The following is a 23287-nucleotide window of genomic DNA, read 5'->3' as shown; positions in this document are numbered from 1 at the left end:
CCCTATCTATTTTTAAATTTTTCAATTTTTCTTTTTTCTAAAAAAGCTGTCATTGCATCCTTTTGATCTTCTGTGGCAAAACACTGGGCAAAAACTTCAACTTCATACATAAGAGCTGTATCTATATCCGCCTGATACCCCCTATTAATTGAAGCCTTTGCAACACTAATTGCAAAAGGAGCATTGCTGGCTATTTTTTTAGCCATATTTAATGCCTCATCCATAAGTTCTTCTTTTTTTACTACTCTGTTTACAAGGCCAATTTTAAATGCCTCATTAGCATCGATCATATCTCCAGTAAAAATCAGTTCCTTTGCCTTTGCTAATCCTACAACCCTCGATAGTCTTTGTGTTCCTCCAAATCCTGGAGTTATTCCAAGTCCTACTTCAGGTTGACCTAGTTTTGCATTTTCGGAGGCTATTCTAATATCGCAAGATAAAGCAAGTTCACATCCTCCTCCTAAAGCATAACCATTTATTACTGCTATAGTTGGAATTCTTAAATTTTCAATCCTTCTAAATACTTTATTGCCTATTATACTAAATTCTCTAGCCTCTTTTGGATTCATGTCCTTCATTTCAGCAATATCCGCACCTGCCACAAAGGCCTTTTCTCCATCCCCTCTTATCAAAAGGACATAAATTTCCTCATCTTTTTCAACTTGGTCTAAAACTTCATTTAATTCTACCAGCGTTTTAAAATTCAATGCATTCAATGCCTTAGGCCTTGATATTGTAATTATTCCAATATTACCATCCTTTTCAAATTTAATATTTTCCAAAATACCACCCCCCAAAAAACATTATACCATTTTAAAAATATTTTTGAAATTCTAAAAAGAAAAAAATACCCCTATTGATTTAAAAATCAATAGGGATTTCTCTACTCTCCTATAATTTTAACCAATACCCTTTTCTTCCTCTTTCCATCAAATTCACCATAGAATATCTGTTCCCATGGGCCTAAGTCAAGTTTTCCATCTGTTATTGCAACCACAACTTCCCTTCCCATAATCGTTCTTTTTAGATGGGCATCTGCATTATCCTCAAAACCATTATGATGGTATTGACTATAGGGCTTTTCTGGGGCTAATTTTTCAAGCCAGTTTTCAAAATCTTGGTGCAGTCCTGCTTCATCGTCATTAATAAATACGCTGGCTGTTATGTGCATCGCATTGCACAATAAAAGTCCTTCCTTTATCCCACTTTCTTTTACGCACCTTTCTAATTCATGTGTTATATTTACAAATCCCCTTCTTGTTTTTAACTCAAACCAAAGCTCTTTTCTATAACTTTTCATATTATCACCCCTTGAGTTCATCTAAAAGAGTCTTGACGGTTTTTTTTAAAATAGGATGAACAAAATTAGGGTTTAAATCACAAAGCGGTTTTAACACAAAATCCCTATTGTGCATATCTGGATGAGGGACCTTAAGATCTGGTTCGTCAATGACTTCATCGTTATAAAAAATTATATCAAGGTCTATATTCCTTGGCCCCCACTTAAAGTGTCTAACTCTCCCCATATCCTTTTCTATATTTAATAGCACATTTAAAAGCTCTCTACAACTTAAATTAGTTTCCACCTCTACTGCTCCATTTAGAAATTCAGGTTGATCCTTATATCCATAGGGCTCAGTAACATAAATTTTAGAAGTTTTTATTATTTTAAGCCCTCTATCCTCCATCATTTTAAGAGCTACATTTATATTTTCTTCTCTATTCCCAACGTTCGTCCCAAAGGCTATATATGCTATATTCATTTTAACACCTCAATCATCTTAATTGCCCTTTTGTTTTCTTTTACATCATGAACCCTAACTAAATCAACACCCTTAAGTGCAGCATAGCATGATATTGCAATAGTTCCTTCAAGCCTTTCTTCAGGTGGAAGATTACCTAAGGCTATCCCAATTGATGATTTTCTTGAATGGGCAAGTAAAACTGGACAGCCTAATTGCTTAAAAACTTCGATGTTTTTTATAAGTTCAATATTATGTTCATAAAGTTTTCCAAAACCAATGCCAGGATCAACGATTATTTTATCCTTTGAAATCCCATTTTCTATGGAAAACTCAATTCTTTCCTTGAGGAAATCATAAACTTCCTTTACAACATCATCATAATGTGGATTATCCTGCATGTTTTTAGGAGTTCCTTTTATATGCATAAGAATTACAGGAACACTATATTTTTTAACTACATTAACCATGTCATTATCAAATATCATTGCACTTATGTCATTTATGATATCAGCACCAGCTTTTATAGCGTATTCTGCTGTCCTTGCCCTATATGTATCAACAGAAATCAATATCTCTTTATTATACTTTCTTATGGCTTCTATAACTGGAACTACTCTGCTTATTTCTTCCTCTTCCGTTACAGGATCAGACCCTGGTCGTGTTGACTCTCCTCCAATATCTAATAAATCAGCACCTTCATCAATCATCCTCTTAGCCTTTTCTAATGCTATCTCAACATCATTAACCCTAGAACCTGAATAAAAGGAATCTGGAGTTGCATTAATTATACCCATTATTTTTGTTGTATCAAACAAAAATTTCCTTCCATCCCTTAAGATAATATAATTCATAATATTTCCCCTTTCTCTGTGCATGCAAAGGCATTGTGATTGTGTATACTTTCCATGCTTTCAACATATACCCTATACCAAAGAATATCTTTGTTTTCATCAAGTCTCAGGGCAACTTCTCTAACCACATCTTCGACAAACCTTGGGTTTAGATATGCCCTTTCAGTTACGTATTTTTCATCTTTACGCTTTAAAAGTGAAAAAACAGGACAGCTTGCACTCTCTTCGGCTATTGCAACTAAATCTTCAATCCAGATAAGCTTTTTAGTATAAATCTTAATATTAACTGTAGCCCTTTGGTTATGTGCTCCAAATTCGCTTATCTCCTTCGAGCAAGGGCATAACGTAACAACCGGCACCGAAACCTCCATAATAAATTTAAAATCCTCTCCTTTTTCTGCATCAAAGGAGCATTTTATATCATTGGGGGAAATAATGCCCGATACCGGTGATGATTTTTTAATAAAATAATCAAAGTCTATTTTAATATGAGCAGTTTTTGCATGTAATTTCTCTTTTAGTCTGTCAAGGGCCCTCTCTATTTCCTTTGGTGTTATCTCCTGAAGCTCATGGACAAGTTCAACAAATCTACTCATGTGGGTTCCTCGAACATCAGAAGGCAAATCTACTGAAAGTGACATATCAGCTATGGTATGTTGAACCCCACCATGCTTTTCTTTAACTACTATTGGCCATTTTAAGCTATTTATTCCTACTTTCTTCAATGGAACATTTCTAAAATCCTTTTCGCTTTGAACGTCCTTCATACTTTACCCCCTATACGCAACTCCGCTAGTTTTTGTCTCCCAAACTTCAACTTCATACAATCTACAATTATCTCTTTTCAAAACATCCTTTAATTCTTTATATACAAAAATTGCAATATTTTCAGCTGTTGGTTGACTTATTATATCATTTAAATATGCATGATCAAACTTATCTATTATTCTTTCCTTAACAATCCTTTTAAGCTCCACAAAATCAAATATCATTCCCTCGTGATCTGGTTCACCTTCAAGCTTTATGACAAGCTTATAGGTATGGCCATGCAATCTTTCACATTTGCCATGATAATGAATAAGATTATGGGCAGCATCAAATTCGAATTCTTTAATTAGTAGCATTAAAATTCACTCCCTAAGTTTTTTATTTTTTGGATAAAATTATATATTATTTTAGCAGTAAGGCCCCAAATAATATAGTTTTGATATTTATAAAAATAAACATTTAATCTTCCCTCCTGCCAATTATATTCACTTGCAGGAACATTTAATTTATAAGGGAAATCCTCTAAAGGTTCAGTCTTGACTCTAACAGTCATAACCTTAGGTTCGTTTTCTATAAAAAATTTAATAGGAACGTAAAATATCTCCTCCACTTCATCTTTAGAAAAACCTATCTTATTCTTGTCTAGAATTTTTATTACAAAAGGATATATTATTTTACCGTATTGAGTTACCAATATATCGCTTTGGCCTATCAATTCGATATTTGATGGGTCTATTAAGAGTTCCTCACAGGTTTCTCTTATAGCAGCATCTTTTCTTTTTTCTCCCTTTTCTATCCTTCCGCCCGGCAGGGACACCTCTCCAGCTTGGCTTAAATTTTTACCCCTTACTTGAAAAAGAATCTTCCATTGACCTTTTTCTTCAACTAAAGGAATAGTAACAGCAAAGGATTTAAGGTCTAAGCCCTCCCCTACGATTCCAATATTATTTAATCTTGTTTTAAGTTTTTCTAATTCCATCTTATCCCTCACTATGATTATTTTCTTCATCTAATATTATACAATTATTTTTTTACTTTTTACAAGATTAGTATTGATTAGCAATTAAATGAGTGTTATAATGATTAAAGTAAAGAAGGATTTAACATATAAAGTTAACATACCCCCTAGGGTTTTAGAGGATATGTTACTTTAGATGTTAAATCTAAAACCCTTAAATTTTAGGAGGTATGTTAAAATGTCAGACAAAACTCTAGTTTGCAAAGACTGTGGAAAGGAATTTATCTTCACTGAAGGGGAACAAGCATTCTACAGAGAAAAAGGCTTTGAAAACGAACCAAAAAGATGCCCAGAATGCAGAAAAGTAAAGAAGCAACAAAGAAGACAAGACAACTTCAGAAGATAAGAAAATAAGGAGAGCTTAGCTCTCCTTTATTATTTATGTCCTGCTTTTTATAATCTCTTTTTCACAATTCAATATTCTACTCTTCATTTCTTCATCCAGATCTTTAAATATCATATCTCTAAATTTTAACCCTAATTGCCATCTATCTAGTCCTCTATTTTCTTTATCTAAAACCTCCGGCCAATCAATTTTTTTGTTTTTATATATTAAATCAAAATCTACGATTCTTTCTCCATTTTCAAGGTATTCTAAACCTAATAGCACTTTTTTAATTTCCTTAGGATCTTTTAAAGTAAAAAGCCTAATTTGATAAACTAAAACGGACATCATAAACCTTGGATAATCCTTAGCCCAAGTTTCTCCTAAAATAATGCCTAAATCCATGTTATCCAAAATTATTGATAACCTTTCATAATGTAATTTGTATTCACTATATCTATCATATATTCTTATATAAATTTCCTTCCAATCCACCCCTACTAATCCTTCATTTAAAAATCTAAGGGCCTGAATTCTAAGTTTTCTTGTTAACCTTGGAAAATCAACATTAACAAGCAATGTTTGTTCATTTATATCCGAAAGATGAATCTTTTTATCAAGTGGCAAAGATGTAAAACAAATTATGGAATCGTTATAGGTTCCTTCGTCTAAGCTTTTATGAAGTGGAAGTAATTTACCGCCATATTCATCCTTAACAGACTCGATAATTTTTTTCTCATCCCCCATAGTTCTCATTAAAACTATCCCTGGCGCTATGTGGCAATCTTCTATAAATTTATATCCCTTAAGGTTAAACATCCTTGTAAAAAACTCATCAAAGGACATCTCAAACAAAACTATTGAAAGAATATCATTGTAATGGGCAATATTTTTATAAGGTTGCGTTATTAAAACTATTGTGCTATTTTCATCAGAAAGTTCAAGAGCAGAATCTAATTCTAACTTTTCCCCTTGCAAATTAGTAATAAGAAAACTTTCAAGCCCTTTATAATCCTTGCTGCCAAAAACTATCATTTTAGGTCCACTTCTTATAATCGATAACAAATTTATCCCCCTCCTATTTACCCATTCTACTTATTTTTAATCTATAATTATCAGTTCCTATTGGATAACATAACTTAAATATTTTTTTATCCTTTATAACATTAATATATTTAATACCGTTTAGATAATAATCCTTTAAACAATTTTTATCATGTCCATATAAATAAAAATCACAATTTAAAGGTAGATTTTCATATTTATGAGAGAGCCCAAGCTTTATTCCATCGAATATAAATACATCTCCCTCGTTTAATATCTTAACGTTGTCCTTTAATCTTAGTTTAGTAAAATCATCGTGATTACCAGGAACTAAAATAATTAATTCGGCATATTTTGAGATTTCATTAATAAATTTATTTGCCTCCTTTTTATAGACTTCGATTAATTGTGGTCTAATTTCCAATTTTATATCATCAACGATATCACCAGTATGAATTATCACTCTTGGTTTTATTTTTTTTATCATTTTTATTATGGCTTTATATATAAAAGAAGGCGTATCGCTTATGTGAACAAGGGCATTACTATGTCTTAGGTCCTTTGGAACATATATCGCACCGAAAATATGATAGATTGATTTATAAAGATTTTCCATTACTTCATCCCCTACTTTTATTTTAATTTAATGTTATCACAATTTTGAATAAATTAAAGCATAATTTTTAACTCATATAAAGTATAAACATGCTATTTTTATTAAAAAATATTATATAGGCATAATTTTAAAAAAGGGAGTGCTTATCATGAAGGCTGTTATCATGGCAGGTGGCGAAGGAACCAGACTAAGACCTTTAACCTGTGGAATACCTAAACCCATGGTTCCTGTCCTTAACAAACCTGTTATAGAATATACAATCAAATTATTAAAAAAACATAATTTTAATAAAATAGCTATAACCACCTTTTATCTATCAAACCATATAATAGATTATTTAGGTGATGGCAGTAGGTTTGGAGTATCAATAGAGTATTTTATTGAAGAAACTCCATTAGGAACAGGAGGAAGCGTTCTTAACACAGGAGACTTTTTAGATGATTCCATATTAATTATTAGCGGTGATGTATTAACGGATATAGACCTTTCAAAGGCAATAGAATTTCACAAAAGTAAAAATTCTATGGCAACCCTTATATTAAAGCGGGAAAGCAATCCACTCGAATATGGAATAGTTATCACCTCTAATGATGGCAGAATACAAAGATTTCTAGAAAAACCAAGTTGGGGTGAAGTTTTTAGCGATACTATCAATACAGGAATATACATACTTGAAAGGGATGTTTTTAAGTATTATAAAAAAGGAGATGTTTTTGACTTCAGCAAAGATCTTTTTCCAAAACTTTTGAAGGATAATGTTCCAATGTTTGGTTACATAACAGAGGAATATTGGAATGACATAGGAGATATAAACTCATATAAACAGACTCACTTTGATATTCTAAGCGGTAAAGTTAATATAGATTTAGAAAATCCAATGCTAAAAGAAGGTATATTTGTAGGAGAAGGAAGCGTAATTAAAGAAGATGTCATTATTAAACCTCCTGTATACATAGGCAAAAATTGCTTTATCGATTCTAAGGTTGTTTTAGAACCCTTTACAATAATCGGAAATAATTGCGATATTTCAGAAAATGTAAATATCAAAAAATCAATCATTTGGGATAACTCAACCATCGGGACATCTACACAAATTAGGTCTTCAATAATCTGTAACAAAGTAATAATAAAAAGCAACGTAAATCTATTTGAAGATTCTGTTGTTGGTTCAGAATCCATAGTTGAAGCCTTTTCAACAATAAAACCAGGTGTAAAAATTTGGCCCTTTAAGAAAATAAAAGAATCCTCCATCGTTAACAATAATCTCGTTTGGGGGACAAAGGTTAGTAAAACCCTCTTTGGTAACAGAGATATTTCAGGTGACATAAATATAGATATAACTCCTGAATTTTCAAGCCTTCTAGGTTCAGCTTATGCAAGCATAGTAAAAAAGGATAAACCCGTTATAGTGTCATGTGATAACACTAATTCTGCAAAGGCCATAAAAAATTCCATTTTATCTGGCCTTTTATCCTCAGGGGTTAGAATAATTGATATTGAAGATATTACCCTTCCAATAGCAAGAAATGCAGTTAAATTCTATTCAGCATCCGGAGGAATCCATGTTTACATGGATAGCAGTTTAAGCAGTAAAGCCCACATAGAGTTTATCAACGAAAAGGGTGGAAACATCGATAGGGCAACAGAAAAAAAATTAGAGCATCTTTATCATCGTCAAGACTTTGAAAGATGTAACCCAGATTCAATTAAAGATGTGATTAAGGTTTACAATTATTCCTCCTTTTATATAAATACAATTTCCTCCATGCTAAAGCATACTCAAAAGATTAAAAGTAAAAATCCTAAGATACTAATATCCTCTGAGAGTGACCTTACAATTACAATTGCATCAAAGCTTTTATCAGAAATAGGTTGCCGAATAAACATCGATTATAGCTTAAAGGATAAGGATTGGGATAATAAGGCAATAGAAAATTTATGTAAAAAGGTTGTTAATGAAGGATATTTCTTGGGTTTTATAATAAGTGGCAACGGAGAAAGCTTAAAAATAATCGATGATCAAGGGAGCGTAGTCGACAGAGAAAAATATTTACTCCTTACAGAGCTTATAATAGCAAAATCCGGAAGATCCAATAAATTTATTGTTCCTCATACCATAACCAAACAAGTTGAGGAAATTGCAAAGAACTATTCAATAGATGTAATAAGGACAAAATCCAGCGTATCTAGCCTATTAAATGAAATTTTAAAGGACGAAAATTCCTTCTATCAATATTTCTTAAACTTCGATGCAATAGCAGCATCAGCACTTTTTATAGACTTTATCGTAGGTTCTGACGTTGCTCCACATGAGATTGTAAATGAGATACCAAAATTTTATACAAAATATAGAGAAATACTCTGTGATATTTCTGAAAGAGGAAGAATTATAAGACAGCTTATAGAGGAAAATAAAGATAAGGATATTGAGCTGTTTGAGGGATTAAAAATAAATACAGAAAAGGGATGGGCAATTATAGTTCCTGACAATGAAAAACCAATATTCAGCATATATAGCGAAGGATATTCAGAAGAATTTGCCGATGAAATAAGCGCTGACGTTTTCGATAAAGTAGTGAGACTTTTAAATAACTCGTGATGAAAGGGGTTGTAGCCGATGATTTACGTTGCTATATTTTTCGCATCCCTTTTTATATCTTTAATCATAATAAATAGACCTAACATTAAGTTAAATAAATATATAGAAACTAAAGATGCTATTTTAAATTCTGACGAATTGATTCAACATGCAAAGGATATAGCAAGAGGACATATAATATCTAAAATTAAGCGGGGGCTTGATATTTTATCACCCCGTTTAATTGATAATTATAAATATATAACAAATACCTATTTAAAAATTAACGAAGCAGCTAAAGTAAGAAAAAGTCTTCCTTCAGGTAGTGATTGGCTCTTAGATAATTTTTACATAATAGAAGATAGCTATAAAAACGTCATTCGTAATATAAAAAGTAAAACATATAAAGAGCTCGAAATAATCGATAAGGGCTATTTTAAGGATTTCCCTAGAATTTTTATATTAGCAGTTGAACTTATATCTCACACTGACGGAAGAATTGACAGGGATATATTGATAGATTTTTTAAACTCATATCAAAAAGTCCATCATCTTTCCATGAGCGAAGTTTGGTCACTACCATTGGCCCTTTCCGTTGCTCTTTTGGAAAAAATAAGAAATCTTTGTGAAAAACTTAATAGCGTTCATTCTGAATGGGAAAAATCTGAAAAAATAATTGAATTAGATGACTATGAAAAAATAATTGAATTCCTATCCAAAGAACTTGAAGATAAAAAATTTACTTCAAGCTTTATTGAACATCTTTTGGAAGTATTAAAAAATAAGGACATGTATTATGATCCTATTTTAGATTTCGTTAAATCTAAATTATCAGATGAAAATATAAGCATCGATAATTTAATCAATATTGAACATCAAGAACAAGCCCAGCTTGCAGTTTCCTTTGGCAATAGCATTAATAGTTTAAGATTAATTAACGCTCTTGATTGGAACGAAATATTTGAAGAAATTTGTGTTGTTGACAAAATATTGGAAAAGGATAAATTTTTTAAACTTCAAGACAAAGAAACAAGGGATTACTATAGGCATAAGATTAAAAAATTAGCTTCTAAATATGGAGTATCTGAAAGCAAAGTTGCAAAACATTTAATTCTCCTTTCAAACTCCTCTGATAAAGATGATAAAACCAAGCATGTAGGATATTACTTGCTTGGTAATGGGGAAAGTCTTTTAATCGAAAAACTTACAGGAAAAGCTCGTTATAAGAACAAAAAATTACTTCCTTGGTTTTATTTTATGAGTATTTTTATCCCAATAATTTTACTTGATTTCGCACTTTCATATTATTACTACTTAAATACTTTAAATTTAGCAAGAACTATATTAGCCTTTATAATATTTTTGATCCCATTAAGTGAAATAGTAATAAACCTTGTTAACTGGCTGTTTACTCATTTTTTAGATGCAACTTTTCTGCCAAAGCTTGAGTTTAAAAATGGTATTCCAAAAGAATATAAAACAATAGTAATCATTCCAACTGTATTGCCAAATACAAATAGGGTAAAATCAATATTCAATCAACTTGAAGTAAATTATAATGCAAATAAAAACCAAAATATATATTTTGCAGTTATTGGAGATTTTGTAGATTCTAAAGAGGAATTTTTAGGTAATGAAGAAGAAATTTTAGAAACCGGTCTGGAACTTGTTAGGAATTTAAATAAAAAATATTCAAAGGACGAAGATATATTTTATTACCTACATAGAAGGAGAATATTTAACTCTACCCAAGGTAAATGGATGGGCTGGGAAAGAAAAAGAGGGGCAATTTTTGAATTTGTTGAAGTTTTAAGAGGTAAAACCGATTCAACTTTTATAACAATATCCTCCGATATAAATCCAATCAAAGATGCAAAATATATCATAACTATAGATGCAGATACAATAATGCCAATAGGAACTGCAGAAAAATTGATAGGAACTATAGCTCATCCTTTAAATAAGGCTGAATATAATCCTCAAAAAGGAGTTGTAACTAAAGGATACGGTCTTATTCAGCCGAGGATTGGTATAAACATCGAAAGCGCAAACAAAACCATGTTTTCAAGGATCTTTGCTGGAAATGGAGGAATAGATCCATATTCAAAGGCAATATCAGATATCTATCAAGATATATTTAAAGAAGCCATCTTTACCGGCAAAGGGATTTTTGATATTGACATATTTAAAGAAAGTCTAAAAAATATTCCTGAAAATACCCTTTTAAGCCATGATTTAATCGAAGGCAGCTATTTAAGGGTAGGGCTTGCTACTGATATTGAGCTTATAGACAATTACCCAGAAAAGTATAGCTCATATATATTACGACAGCATAGATGGACTAGAGGAGATTGGCAAACAATTCCTTGGCTTAAATCTCAAATTAAAACTTCTGATGGTAGAAAAATAAAAAATCCATTAAATTTTGTATCTAAGTGGAAGATAATAGATAATTTAAGGCGCAGTTTAGTTCCTATAGCATATTTTGTCCTGCTTTCTCTTTCAACCCTTTATTTCAAAGACATATACTTTATTATTTCATCTTTAATTATTATATTCTTTCCAATTATACTAAGCCTATTTGATTATATAAACATAAAGTGGTTTATTGCACCGCGCGAAAAATTAAATGGTAATTTAATATATGGACTTAAGGCGACATTTTATCAAACAATATTAAATTTTATATTTTTACCTTATCACGTTTATATGATGGGGCATGCTATTTTAAAGACCCTATACAGAATATGGATTTCAAGAAAAAATACTTTAGAATGGGTAACAGCTGCCGATGTTGAAAGTTCATTAAGCAATGACCTAAAGAGCTTTTTTATCAGAATGTATCCAGGCCTTTTAATTTCATTAGGTTATCTTGCTTTATCCTTTTTAACCGGTAATGCATATTTATCTTCATTATTTACACTACTTTGGCTAATATCTCCATATATTGCTTATTATATAAGCCAGCAAAATATAGCTGAAGATAAATTTAGCATTGAAGATTTAGAAATGATAAGACGCATTGCAAGAAAAACATGGTTATTTTATGAGGAGTTTACCGATAAAGATAACAACTATCTTCCTATCGATAACTATCAGCAAAGTCCTGTAAAAAAATTAGCCCACAGGACTTCTCCAACAAACATAGGATTTTATTTGCTTAGCTGCTTATCAGCAAGAAATTTAGGCTATTTAAGCTTTAGTAAAATGTTAGAAAAAATCAATCTTACCCTAACAACAGTAGAAAAATTAAAAAAGTGGAATGGGCACCTTTTTAACTGGTATGATACAAAGACATTAGAGGTTCTGCATCCTTATTATATTTCAACTGTTGATAACGGAAACTTTATAGGATATTTAATTACTTTAAAAGAAGCTATAAAATCTTTGCTGGATGAATCCATAATTTCAAAAGCTGAAATTCAAGGTTTAATTGATACTTTAGAACTATCATCAGAAATTCCTTCACAAAATGAATATATTCTAAGACTACAAGATATGTTATATGCTGATAAAATGGATTACAAAGAATTATTAAATATTTTTATTGAACTTTCTAGAATTCCTTCTCCAAATTCAATTTGGACTTCAAAGGTTATAGAAACTGCAAAGGATTTTAAAGAGGAGGTAGAGAAATATATCCCATCCTTTATTTTAAACGACGGCAATTTATTGCAGAATATAAAAAATGAAGTTTTAAAATCTCCTTCGATTAACCGATTAAAACAATTGTATGAAGAATTATTGCAAAATGAAATAGAAGCATCATATAAATTTGAAGTGGAAAAATGTCTCTATAATATTAATGAATTGATAAATTTTGCAAAAAATATTATATCAAGAATCGAAACTATTATTGAAAATACCAATTTTTCACTGTTATACGATGAAAAAAGGGATCTTTTCTCTATAGGATTTAATGTGGAAGAAAACAAACTTACTAATTCATACTATGATCTTTTAGCATCTGAAAGCAGACTTGCAAGCTATATAGCAGTAGCAAAGCGTGAAGTTCCTGTCACCCACTGGTTTAGACTAGGAAGAAACCTTGTAAAAATAAATGGCTACAGAAGTTTAGTTTCATGGACAGGAACAATGTTTGAGTATTTCATGCCACCTATTATAATGAAAACCTTTGACAATACTTTATTGAGTGAAACATATTATACGGCCATAAAAGCTCAAATAAAATATGGTCTTAGTAGAAAAGTTCCATGGGGAACATCGGAGTCCGGATTTTATACCTTTGACTTACTTTTAAATTACCAATATAAAGCCTTTGGTGTTCCTGACTTAGGTTTAAAGAGGGGTTTAATAAACGACATGGTTATTTCACCCTATTCAACCGTTTTAGCTCTTCCCTTCAGCCCCTATGATGCAATTGAAAATTTAAAAAAGATTATTAACGATATAGGTGAAGGAATTTATGGGCTTTATGAAGCAATTGACTATACTCCTGAAAGGCTTCCCAGGAATAAAAATGCTGCAATAGTCGAGAGCTTTATGGCCCATCATCAGGGAATGATATTAGCTTCAATCAACAATTTTATCAACAAAAACATACTAGTTAAATATTTCCATAGCGATCCCGTTATTAAATGTGGTGAATTTTTGCTTCAAGAAAAGGTTCCATTAAGAGTTATAATAACTAAAGAACATAAAGAAATTGTAAAACCATTTAAACGTGAAGAATATAAAGAGCAAGTTATTACTAGGGAGGTTGGTGCCTTCGAATCCGATTTGCCTGTTTGCCATATATTATCGAATGGAAACTATTCACTTATGTTAACCAACGGAGGCTCTAATTTTAGCAAATATAATGATATTTATATAAACAGATGGAGAGATGATACTACAATAAGAAGATACGGAACCTTTATATTTATTAGAAGTTTAAATACCAATAAAATTTTATCAACAACATTTGAACCCATATGTAAAAAGGCAAAATTCTATAAATCCAAGTTTTCACCTGATAAAGCAGAATATTTGCTTAAGGAGGACAACTTAGAAGTTCATACAGAAATTTGTGTTTCACCTGAGGATAATTGTGAAATAAGAAAAATTACTATAACAAACTTTAACTCAGACGATATTGTATTAGAAGCAACAAGCTATTCCGAAATAGTATTGAATAATTTAAACGCCGACATTGCCCATACTACATTTAGTAATTTATTCGTCAGAACTGAGTTTGAAGAAAAATATAGCACAATCTTTGCCTCCAGGAGGCCAAGGGAAGAAGGTCGTGAACCTCACTTTGCATTCCATTCAATCTTAATACTTGGCAATCTGATAGGTTCGATAGAATATGAAACCGATAGACTAAAATTTTTAGGAAGAGGCAAAACTATTTCAGAACCTCAAGCCCTCTTCCAACCACTTTCAAAATCTACAGGAGCAGTTTTGGACCCTATATTCAGCCTAAGAGGTAGAATTAGAATAAAATCAGGAGAATCAGCAACAATAATATACTGTTTAGGATATGGTAAAAGTAAAGATGAAGTTTTAGAGCTTAGCAAAAAATATAACGATTTTACTAATATTCAAAGAGCCTTTGAACTTGCAAATATAAGAAGCAAGATGGAATTAAGATACCTAAATTTAAAATATGAAGAGGTAATAGACTTTGATAACATGCTGTCGCATATTTTATACCTAAGTCCATTAAAGAAAAAATATAACGATATAATTAAAGAAAATACTAATGGTCAAAAGGCACTTTGGAAATTCGGTATATCCGGTGATATTCCAATCGTTTTAGTAACTATAGATAAGATTGAAGACATAGATATAGTAAAGACAATGTTAAAGGCCCATGAATATTGGAGAAACAAAGGTTTAAAATTAGATCTTGTAATCCTTAATCAGGATGAAAGTTCATATCTGCAACCTTTGAGGGATTTAATTCAAGATACCGTTATGCGAAGTGTAACAAGAGACCTATTAAACAGGTCCGGTGGAATATACGTTCTAAATGCTAATGAAATTGAAATGAAAGACGTAACTTTACTATTTACTGTGGCAAAACTGATAATCCATGCTCAGAAGGGTTCTATTTCAAAACAAATAAAATTATTACCTACATCCTTAGAAAGTCAAAAATTAGAAATTGAAATTCCTAACGGAAATGAAGTGTCCAGTGAAATAGAAAAGCCGCAATTAGAATTCTTCAATGAATATGGTGGCTTCGATCTAAAGAATAAAGAATATATCATAAAGCTAAAAGAGAACAATTACACTCCTCTGCCATGGTCTAACGTTATCGCAAACAAAAAATTCGGATTTTTAATTACAGAAGGTGGCGGAGGATATACCTGGTTTGAAAACAGCCGTGAAAACAAAATAACTCCGTGGAGTAACGACCCCGTTTCAGACCCGCCTTCCGAAATAATATATTTAAGAGATGAACATACAAGGGAATTTTGGAGCCTCACTCCAAATCCTATAAGACAAAACATCAATTACTTCATTCATCATGGAATTGGTTATACAATTTTCAAACAGTTTAGCCACAATATATATCAAGAATTATTGTGTTTTGTTCCAAAAGACGATAGCGTCAAGATAAATCTTATTAAACTCTGCAATAATTCCAATATCGAAAGAAAAATAGCCCTATTCTACTATATAAGGCCAATGCTTGGAGTCAGTGAACATAGCACTCAACAGTTTATAGTAACAGATATTCTGTCGAATACAGGAACTATAATATTCAAAAATAACTATAACTCCGATTTCCCAGACTCTATTGGCTTTGTTGATTGTTCAGAGATAAAGGATTCCTTTACTTGTGACAGGATGGAATTTATAGGACCCTATAAGAATTTAAAAACTCCCTATGGCCTTTTTAAAGATGAACTTTCAAATACATTTGGAGCGGGTCTTGATCCATGTGTAGCAATTAAAATTTCAATAACACTAAATCCAAAGGAAGAAAAAGAAATAGCCCTTTTATTAGGAGCTGCCAATAGTAAGGATGAAATTGAAAAACTAATAAAAAAATATAAAGAAATTAATACTTGTAAAACTGAATTTGAAAATGTAAAACAGTCCTGGTCATCTTTGCTTGAAATAGTCCAGGTTGATACACCCGAAAAGTCTATGAATATAATGCTAAATAGCTGGCTAATTTATCAAACACTTTGCTGCAGAATATATGCAAGGAGCGCCTTTTATCAAAGTGGTGGAGCCTTTGGATTTAGAGATCAATTACAGGATGTATTATCCTTGTTAAACATAGCTCCAGAAATTACAAAGGAACAAATAATCCTCCATGCAAAGCATCAGTTTGTTGAAGGAGATGTTTTGCACTGGTGGCATATGTGTAAAGATATAAAAGGAATAAGAACAAAATTCTCCGACGACCTTTTATGGCTTCCCTTTGTAGTTGCAGAATATATCACAAAGACAGGAGATTATTCAATCCTTGACATTAAGGCCCGCTTTGTTGAAGGCGAAACTTTGGCAGAACATGAGGATGAAAAGTATTTCCTTCCTTCAAAGTCTGAAGAAAAAGCATCGATTTATGAACATTGCATAAGAGCTATAGAACGCTCGTTAAAATTTGGAGAACACGGTATCCCCCTCATGGGCTCCGGCGACTGGAACGATGGAATGAATACAGTCGGAAATAAAGGTAAAGGCGAGAGCGTTTGGCTTGGTTGGTTTTTATATAGCATCCTGCAAAAATTCATCCCCATTTGCAAAACTAAATATGACTACCATAGAGCTGCAAGGTATCAAAAAGTTGCAGAAGAAATTGTAAAATCTATAGAAGAAAATGCATGGGATGGAGAATGGTATAGAAGGGCCTACTTCGACGACGGAACACCCCTTGGATCTTCTCAAAACTCAGAGTGCAAGATAGACTCACTTGCACAAACCTGGGGCTTAATAAGCAAAGGTGCAGATTTTAATAGAGCTTTGATTGCCATGAAATCCGTGGAAAACTATTTGATTAACAGAGAAGCGGGGATAATAATGCTCTTTACTCCACCCTTTGATAAGAGCGAATTGAACCCAGGATATATAAAGGGATATGTTCCTGGTGTTAGAGAAAATGGAGGACAATACACCCATGCAGCTACCTGGGTAATATATGCCTATGCCCTGCTTGGTGAAGGCGATAAGGCAGTTGAGCTTTTCAACATGATAAACCCAATAAATCATACAAGAACTATGTATGAAGTGTCGAAGTATAAGGTTGAACCATACGTAATGGCTGCAGATGTATATGCTGTCGAGCCCCATGTTGGTCGTGGCGGCTGGACGTGGTATACCGGATCCTCCAGCTGGATGTATAAAGTAGGCCTTGAGGAAATTTTAGGTTTTAAAAAGATAGGGAATAAGCTTATAATCGATCCATGCATCCCAAAATCATGGAAGGAATACAAAATAAGATATAAATTTATCAATACCATCTACAATATCACAGTTAAGAATCCCGATGGGAAAAGCAAGGGGATTACTACAGTTACATTAGATGGAAATGCCCTTGATTATAAAGAAGTCCCTCTTGTAGATGACGGAATTGAACATTATGTTGAAATTATAATGTGAAATTGTGTTTTCCTCAAAATTTTATGCTCCCCATTAGGGGAGCATACAGATTGTAGACAAACTCTCATTTGTGTTTAGACTTTGCAAGAGCCCCGTGAATGGATTTCAAAAAGGCATCTCTCATGAGCTCTAGCAATTCTTGCTTTTCGACTTTTCAAAAGTCCGTAATTCTGCACACGGACGTGCAGAGCCGAGTGGCCGACACGGATGTCGGCTCACGAGGGTAAGACTTTTGAAAACAAAGAAAAGCTTAGAATTGCTTAGCGAAATGAGCGAATGCCAGGGAAATCCTTCACGGGGCTTATCAAAATATAACTTTTTCAACAGTCTGTATGCTCCCCATTAGGGGAGCATATTTTATAGTCTATCTTATAATTATTACCTTTACATCACCCTTTGGAAGGGAAATTTCTAAATTGTTATTTTTAATATAGGCATTATCATCATCTTTTATCGATAATATCAATTTTGCATCTTTAAATTTTTCTCCAATTTTTTTCTCAATATTGGACAACCTTACCTTTAGATTAACATCCCTATCAAAATCCCCATTTGCAGCTATTAATAAGAGTTTTTCATTTTTACCATCTAATTTATATGCTAAAACTATTGTAGAATCATCTCCAGAATTTATCTTTATAAAGTTTTCTACCTTTAAATATTTTAAATATTTTTCCCTTATTTTATTTACCCCTTCAATTAAATCTATCATTTCTTCCTTACCTTCGTTTGTCCAGTGAAGGGCATATTTATCGAAAAAGGCTAGCTTGCCATAGAAAGGATCCTCCTTAGGCAGCACATATCTCCCATCAGGCTGAGGATCTAATCCTAAGTTCATTGGCTGAACTTCAAATATTTCCATACCTGATGTAACAAAAGGAACAGCATTTGGTAAGAAGTTATTTAAAACAACTGATAGCTTTGAAAAATCCCTTCCGCCTTTTCTCGATGCTGCCCTTGGAGTGTCTGGCATTTCTGATGCAGCAAAAACAGGAACTTTAAGCTTTGCAACATCATAAATCATCCTCTTAAAATGGCCTTCCTCTATTCTAGGTTCAGTCCACCAGTATTCTCCTATAACCATATTATATCCGGCTTTTTTAGCCTTTTTGTCAGCTTTATTATTTAATTCTTCAGCAATAAAGCAAAAATCCTTATCAAATTGCCTTGGTTTTTCTATGATCATCTTCTCAAGTTCCGATGGAAGGGCATGACCCATATCTATTCTTGCACCATCGATGCCAAAATTTCTTTGGTAGTGGGGAATAATGTCAGAAATTTTTTCCCAAAGCTCAATATTCTTAATTTTCCCCTTAAACACATTTCCCCTTATGATATCAAACAAAATATATGGCGGCTGATCTTTTCCAACAAATTTTGCCGATTTTATTGGGTTATCAAGATAAAGCCTTAAGTAAGTAACATCGCTCCAGGGAGGCTGCGGGTCATTAATACAATCTGAAAAGGCAGGTGCTGTCGTTATTCCAAATTCCTCTTCAATTAATTGGAAAAAGTCGATATTTTTATTTTCTTTACATCTTTCCTTTATGCTTTCCCATTTTGCAGGATCTAATTTATCTGGCGACGGAACAAATAATTTAAGGTGCTCCTTAACCTCCTTGGCAGCATAAATTTTTTCAATATTATCCTTTTCAGCCTTTGTAAAAGGTTCAAAGCCTTCTATTTTAGGTGGATGATACTTATCTAAATCTTTTTTTCTTATCCAATAAAACCAATCTGGATGTTCTAATATAAGATCTGAATCCCTCGCCGAAGTTCTTGGAATAATATCTATCATAGTTCTAATTCCAAATATATGGCATGCTTCAACAAAGGCCTTAAATTCATCATCAACAGTTGTTGTGTTTAACATATTATCCTTAAGAACAGGATCTATTTCAAAAAAGTTTTTTATAGCATAGGGGGACCCCATTTCACCCTTAGCATATTTTGTGCTGTTTTTTGTAATAGGAAGCATATATATTGCCTTAAATCCCATTCTCTTTATTAGGGGTAATAAAGCTATTGTTTTTATAAATGTTCCTGTATCGTTAAGCCCAAATTTGTTTTTAACCTCAAGACTTCTATCACCATCATGGTCCCAAGCCGAAGACGTTCTTATCTGCATGCCATATACATTGCTTTTTTTAATCCAATCTCCTCCTATGTATCCCTTTTCATGTCCTTCCTTTTTTATTTTTGACAAAGGCAAACTGTAATTATTGTTATCCTTCATTAAAGGCAGAAAATTCTTTTCAATACATTCTGCAAAGAATCTATATGGGTTTACTGTTATTGTTCCGTCTTCATTTTGCTTTTTTTCTTCTCCGGAATATGAAAATGTATCCCAAAGGGCTGGTATTCTATAATCCATCCCTTCCCCATGTTTTATTTTAAGTTTCAGCTCATGTAAAACTTTTATTAAAGCACTATCTAACCCCATAAATTGCCTCCTTAAAAATTACTTAATAATTAATAAATAGCTTTATGCAATCGTTTGAACACATAATTATTATACAACAAAATCCCCTATAAAAACAGGGGATTTTAAAAATTTTATGCAATATCAAACTGATTTACATAAAGACTATAATATTTTCCTTTTTTTCTTAAAAGTTCATGATGGCTTCCTTCCTCTTCTATACCATTCTCGGTTAGGACTATTATTCTATCTGCATTTTTAACTGTAGCTAATCTATGGGCTATAATTAATGTTGTCCTATTTTTAGCAAGATCCTCTATGGACTTTTGAATGATAGCCTCGCTTTCATTATCAAGGGAAGAAGTTGCCTCATCTAAGATTAGAATTGGTGGATTTTTAAGGAACATCCTTGCTATTGAAATTCTCTGTTTTTGCCCACCAGAAAGTTTAACTCCCCTTTCTCCAATATATGTATCATAACCATTTGGAAGCTGCATTATAAAATCGTGGGCATTGGCAGCCTTTGCAGCTTCAACAATTTCCTCAAAGGTTGCATCGAGTTTTCCATAGGCTATATTTTCCCTTATAGTTCCTGCAAATAAGAAAACATCCTGCTGAACAATTCCAATATTTCTCCTTAAAGATTTTAATGCTATATACTTTATATCTATTCCATCTATAGTTATCCTTCCTTCATCGATTTCATAAAATCTTGGAATTAAATTACAAAGAGTAGTTTTACCTGAACCTGAAGGTCCTACGATTGCAACGGTTTCACCGCTTTTGATTTTAAAATTTATATTTGATAAAACTGTCCTTTTATCATCGTAGCTAAACTTAACATCTATAAATTCAATATCCCCTTTTACCTTTTCTAATTCAATTGCACCCTCTTTGTCCTCAATATCAGGTTTCATATCTATTATTTCAATAAACCTTTTAAAGCCTGACATCCCATTTTGAAAATCTTCAGTAAATCTTAGTATTATTGTAAGAGGTCTTAAAAACTGGCCAATATAGAGCATAAACGCCACTAAATCACCTACGTTTATTTCACCTTTAGAAACCATAAGCCCTCCAAAGGTCAAAGTTATTAGGACGGCAATATTTGCAAAATAGTTGTTAACTGAATCAAATATGCCTATATATCTTACTGCTTTAGTCCTCTGATTTTTAAACCTTAAATTACCCTCATCAAACTTTTTAATTTCATATTCCTCGTTTGTAAAGGATTTAACCACCCTAATTCCAGAGATGCTGTCCTCTATTCTGCTGTTTATATCCGCAATAATTCTTCTTTGTTCCATAAAAACGCTCTCGAATTTGTTATTAAACTTTATCATAAAGTAGATCATAAATGGAATAATCGTGAAGGATACCAATGTTAACTTAACATTGATATTTAGAAGGACAAAAAACGTTCCAATTAATAGAATGACAGAGAGGAAAATATCCTCCGGGCCATGATGTGCAAGCTCTGAAATCTCCCTTAAATCGTTAACAATCCTTGACATTATTTGCCCTGTTTTTGTGTTATCAAAGTAGCTAAAGGATAATTTCTGAATATGCGAAAATATTTCCTTTCTCATGTCGTATTCTATTCTAACCCCAAGAACATGGCCGTAATATCCTACGAAGTATTCCATTAGCATTTTAAAGGAGTAAATTAAGAAAAGCAGTAGGCTAAATTTTAAAATCATAATCATGTTTTTAGTTGGAATAATTATGTTAATAAGCCTTCTCGTCAAAAGAGGATATATTAAATCTGTTATAGTAACAAATAACGCGCAGGAAATATCAAAAATAAACAAGGCCAAATGAGGCTTATAATATTTTGCAAACCTTTTGAGCATATAATCCTCCTAAATCCTTTACTTTAATCTAAATTTATATTGAAATTATTAAGCTCCTCAAGAAGCCGATTGGCATCCTTAAATTTTATTGTGTTAATTCCAAGTATTTTAGCCCCTTCTAAATTCTCATCAAGATCATCTATAAATAAGGTTTCCCTTGGATTTAGATTAAACTTATTTAATAGATGTTCGTAAATCTGCCTTTCGGGTTTTACAAAGTTAATATCACAGGATATAACCATCCCATCAAATAACCTAAAAAAATCATTTTTCTTTATTGTCCATTCAAAGGCCTTTTTGTGATAGTTAGAGAGGACGAAAAGTTTGAATCCTTTTTCCTTTAATTTTTTTAGTATTTTAACCGTCTCATCGATTGGGACTAAAATATCATGCCAATTTGCCATTGCCTTTTTTATTATATGTGAATCCTCATCTGAAACCCTACAAAACCTTTCAATGGCTTCTTCCTCTGTAATTGTGCCTCTATCCAGCATCCTCCATTCTTGACTTTCAAAAATAACTTTGTAAACCCTTTCTAAAACATCCCCTTCGCAAAAGTTTAATAAATACTTTTTTGGTTCAAATCTAATCAAGACATTTCCAAGATCAAAAACGATGTTTTTTATCACGCCCTCACCCCACCTTTTGCAATATCTAAGTTAAATTATAACACCAAGGAAAAATTTGTAAAGAATTCTTTAAAATTTACACTCACGCTTTAGTCTTAATTGCATATATTAAAATTGATGAATTTTTAATGGTGAAAGATATGATGAACTATTTAAACTTTTTCTCTTCAATGATTTATGATGTTGCCTATGCAAAAATAAAAGGAAGCCGGATTTATCCAAGTATAAAAGGCTTAGTGATTTTCTATCAAACAGACGATGGAGTTTTAGTATATGTTAATGTAGAAGGGCTACCAAATTATAAAAGTGACCCAAACAATGTAAGTCCTATAGGGCCCCATGGTTTTCATATCCACGAATTTGGGAATTGTTCTGAAGATGCAGACTCCTTTATGACAGCCGGTGGGCATTATAATCCTACTAATCAGCCCCATGGAAATCATGCCGGAGACTTTCCAGTTCTTTTTTCCAACGATGGTAAAGCCTTTATGGTTTTCTACACAAATAAGTTTAAAGTAAGAGACATAATTGGAAAATCAGTAATAATACACGAAAATCCTGATGATTATAGAAGTCAGCCTGCTGGAAATTCAGGTAAAAGAATCGCCTGTGGAGTTATAAAAAAATTTATTTAGAATATAAAAAATGTTGGGCTATATAGCCCAACACAGACTGTTGAAATGGTTATTTTTTTATAAGCCCCGTGAAGGATTTCCCTGGCATTCGCTCATTTCGCTAAGCAATTCTAAGCTTTTCTTTGTTTTCAAAAGTCCTACCCTCGTGAGACGATATCCGTGTCGGCCACTCGGCTCTGCACGTCCGTGTGCAGAATTACGGACTTTTTAAAAGTCAAAAAGCAAGAATTGCTAAAGCTTA

The 23287-nt window shown here is 32.3% G+C and carries 16 protein-coding genes; 4 read left to right on the top strand and 12 right to left on the bottom strand.

Going from position 1 to position 23287, the window contains the following annotated elements:
* Positions 1–2 precede the first annotated feature (2 nt).
* The 7 genes from CAAU_RS07875 to CAAU_RS07845 form a co-directional block, all read right to left on the bottom strand.
* Positions 3–782 (bottom strand): short-chain-enoyl-CoA hydratase, encoded by a 780-nt coding sequence (locus CAAU_RS07875; RefSeq protein ID WP_008908910.1) that lies wholly within the window; start codon positions 780–782, stop codon positions 3–5.
* A 101-nt stretch (positions 783–883) separates the two neighbouring features.
* Positions 884–1300 (bottom strand): secondary thiamine-phosphate synthase enzyme YjbQ, encoded by a 417-nt coding sequence (locus tag CAAU_RS07870; RefSeq protein WP_008908909.1) that lies wholly within the window; start codon positions 1298–1300, stop codon positions 884–886.
* Positions 1301–1304: 4 nt separating this feature from the next.
* Complete coding sequence (gene folK / locus CAAU_RS07865; protein WP_008908908.1) at positions 1305–1763, bottom strand: 2-amino-4-hydroxy-6-hydroxymethyldihydropteridine diphosphokinase; 459 nt, start codon at positions 1761–1763, stop codon at positions 1305–1307.
* Positions 1760–2596 (bottom strand): dihydropteroate synthase, encoded by an 837-nt coding sequence (gene folP, locus CAAU_RS07860; protein ID WP_008908907.1) that lies wholly within the window; start codon positions 2594–2596, stop codon positions 1760–1762. The genes folK and folP overlap by 4 nt, the downstream gene beginning before the upstream one ends.
* On the bottom strand, positions 2593–3363 hold the full coding sequence (gene folE2, locus CAAU_RS07855; RefSeq protein ID WP_008908906.1) for a GTP cyclohydrolase FolE2: 771 nt from the start codon (positions 3361–3363) through the stop codon (positions 2593–2595). The genes folP and folE2 overlap by 4 nt, the downstream gene beginning before the upstream one ends.
* 3 nt (positions 3364–3366) lie before the next feature.
* Positions 3367–3720 carry a 6-carboxytetrahydropterin synthase QueD gene (gene queD / locus CAAU_RS07850; protein WP_008908905.1) on the bottom strand — a complete coding sequence of 118 codons (354 nt, stop codon included), beginning with the start codon at positions 3718–3720 and terminating at the stop codon, positions 3367–3369.
* Positions 3720–4343, bottom strand: a complete 624-nt coding sequence (locus CAAU_RS07845; protein WP_008908904.1) for an NUDIX hydrolase — start codon at positions 4341–4343, stop codon at positions 3720–3722. The genes queD and CAAU_RS07845 overlap by 1 nt, the downstream gene beginning before the upstream one ends.
* A gap of 217 nt (positions 4344–4560) precedes the next feature.
* Between CAAU_RS07845 and CAAU_RS07840 the strand changes: the two genes are divergently transcribed.
* Positions 4561–4728 carry a zinc-ribbon domain-containing protein gene (locus CAAU_RS07840; protein ID WP_008908903.1) on the top strand — a complete coding sequence of 56 codons (168 nt, stop codon included), beginning with the start codon at positions 4561–4563 and terminating at the stop codon, positions 4726–4728.
* A gap of 33 nt (positions 4729–4761) precedes the next feature.
* Here CAAU_RS07840 and CAAU_RS07835 read toward each other — a convergent pair whose 3' ends face one another.
* Together CAAU_RS07835 and CAAU_RS07830 are read right to left on the bottom strand one after the other, a co-directional pair.
* On the bottom strand, positions 4762–5772 hold the full coding sequence (locus tag CAAU_RS07835) for a hypothetical protein (protein WP_008908902.1): 1011 nt from the start codon (positions 5770–5772) through the stop codon (positions 4762–4764).
* A gap of 13 nt (positions 5773–5785) precedes the next feature.
* Positions 5786–6367, bottom strand: a complete 582-nt coding sequence (locus tag CAAU_RS07830) for a metallophosphoesterase (RefSeq protein WP_008908901.1) — start codon at positions 6365–6367, stop codon at positions 5786–5788.
* Between the two features lie 148 nt (positions 6368–6515).
* On the opposite strand from CAAU_RS07830, the gene CAAU_RS07825 reads away from it, so the two are divergent.
* Together CAAU_RS07825 and CAAU_RS07820 are read left to right on the top strand one after the other, a co-directional pair.
* Entirely contained in the window at positions 6516–8966 is a 2451-nt protein-coding gene (locus CAAU_RS07825) for a sugar phosphate nucleotidyltransferase (protein WP_008908900.1), read from the top strand.
* 18 nt (positions 8967–8984) lie between these two features.
* The gene (locus tag CAAU_RS07820) at positions 8985–17507 is read left to right on the top strand and encodes a glycoside hydrolase family 94 protein (protein WP_008908899.1); all 8523 of its coding nucleotides are present in this window, start codon (positions 8985–8987) and stop codon (positions 17505–17507) included.
* 364 nt (positions 17508–17871) lie between these two features.
* On the opposite strand, the gene CAAU_RS07815 is transcribed toward CAAU_RS07820, so the two are convergent.
* From CAAU_RS07815 to CAAU_RS07805, 3 genes are all read right to left on the bottom strand, one after another.
* Positions 17872–19950: an alpha-amylase family glycosyl hydrolase gene (locus tag CAAU_RS07815; protein WP_008908898.1), complete on the bottom strand. Its 2079-nt coding sequence runs from the start codon at positions 19948–19950 to the stop codon at positions 17872–17874.
* Positions 19951–20063: 113 nt separating this feature from the next.
* Positions 20064–21782: an ABC transporter ATP-binding protein gene (locus CAAU_RS07810; protein WP_008908897.1), complete on the bottom strand. Its 1719-nt coding sequence runs from the start codon at positions 21780–21782 to the stop codon at positions 20064–20066.
* Positions 21783–21805: 23 nt separating this feature from the next.
* Positions 21806–22411: an HAD family hydrolase gene (locus tag CAAU_RS07805; RefSeq protein WP_008908896.1), complete on the bottom strand. Its 606-nt coding sequence runs from the start codon at positions 22409–22411 to the stop codon at positions 21806–21808.
* Positions 22412–22554: 143 nt separating this feature from the next.
* On the opposite strand from CAAU_RS07805, the gene CAAU_RS07800 reads away from it, so the two are divergent.
* Positions 22555–23046 (top strand): superoxide dismutase family protein, encoded by a 492-nt coding sequence (locus CAAU_RS07800; RefSeq protein ID WP_008908895.1) that lies wholly within the window; start codon positions 22555–22557, stop codon positions 23044–23046.
* Positions 23047–23287 lie beyond the last annotated feature (241 nt).

It is taken from the genome of Caloramator australicus RC3 (assembly GCF_000297115.1).
Classification (GTDB): Bacteria; Bacillota; Clostridia; order Clostridiales; family Caloramatoraceae; genus Caloramator; species Caloramator australicus.
Note: the sequence above shows the minus strand (reverse complement) of the source record. Positions and strands in the feature narration are given on the sequence as shown.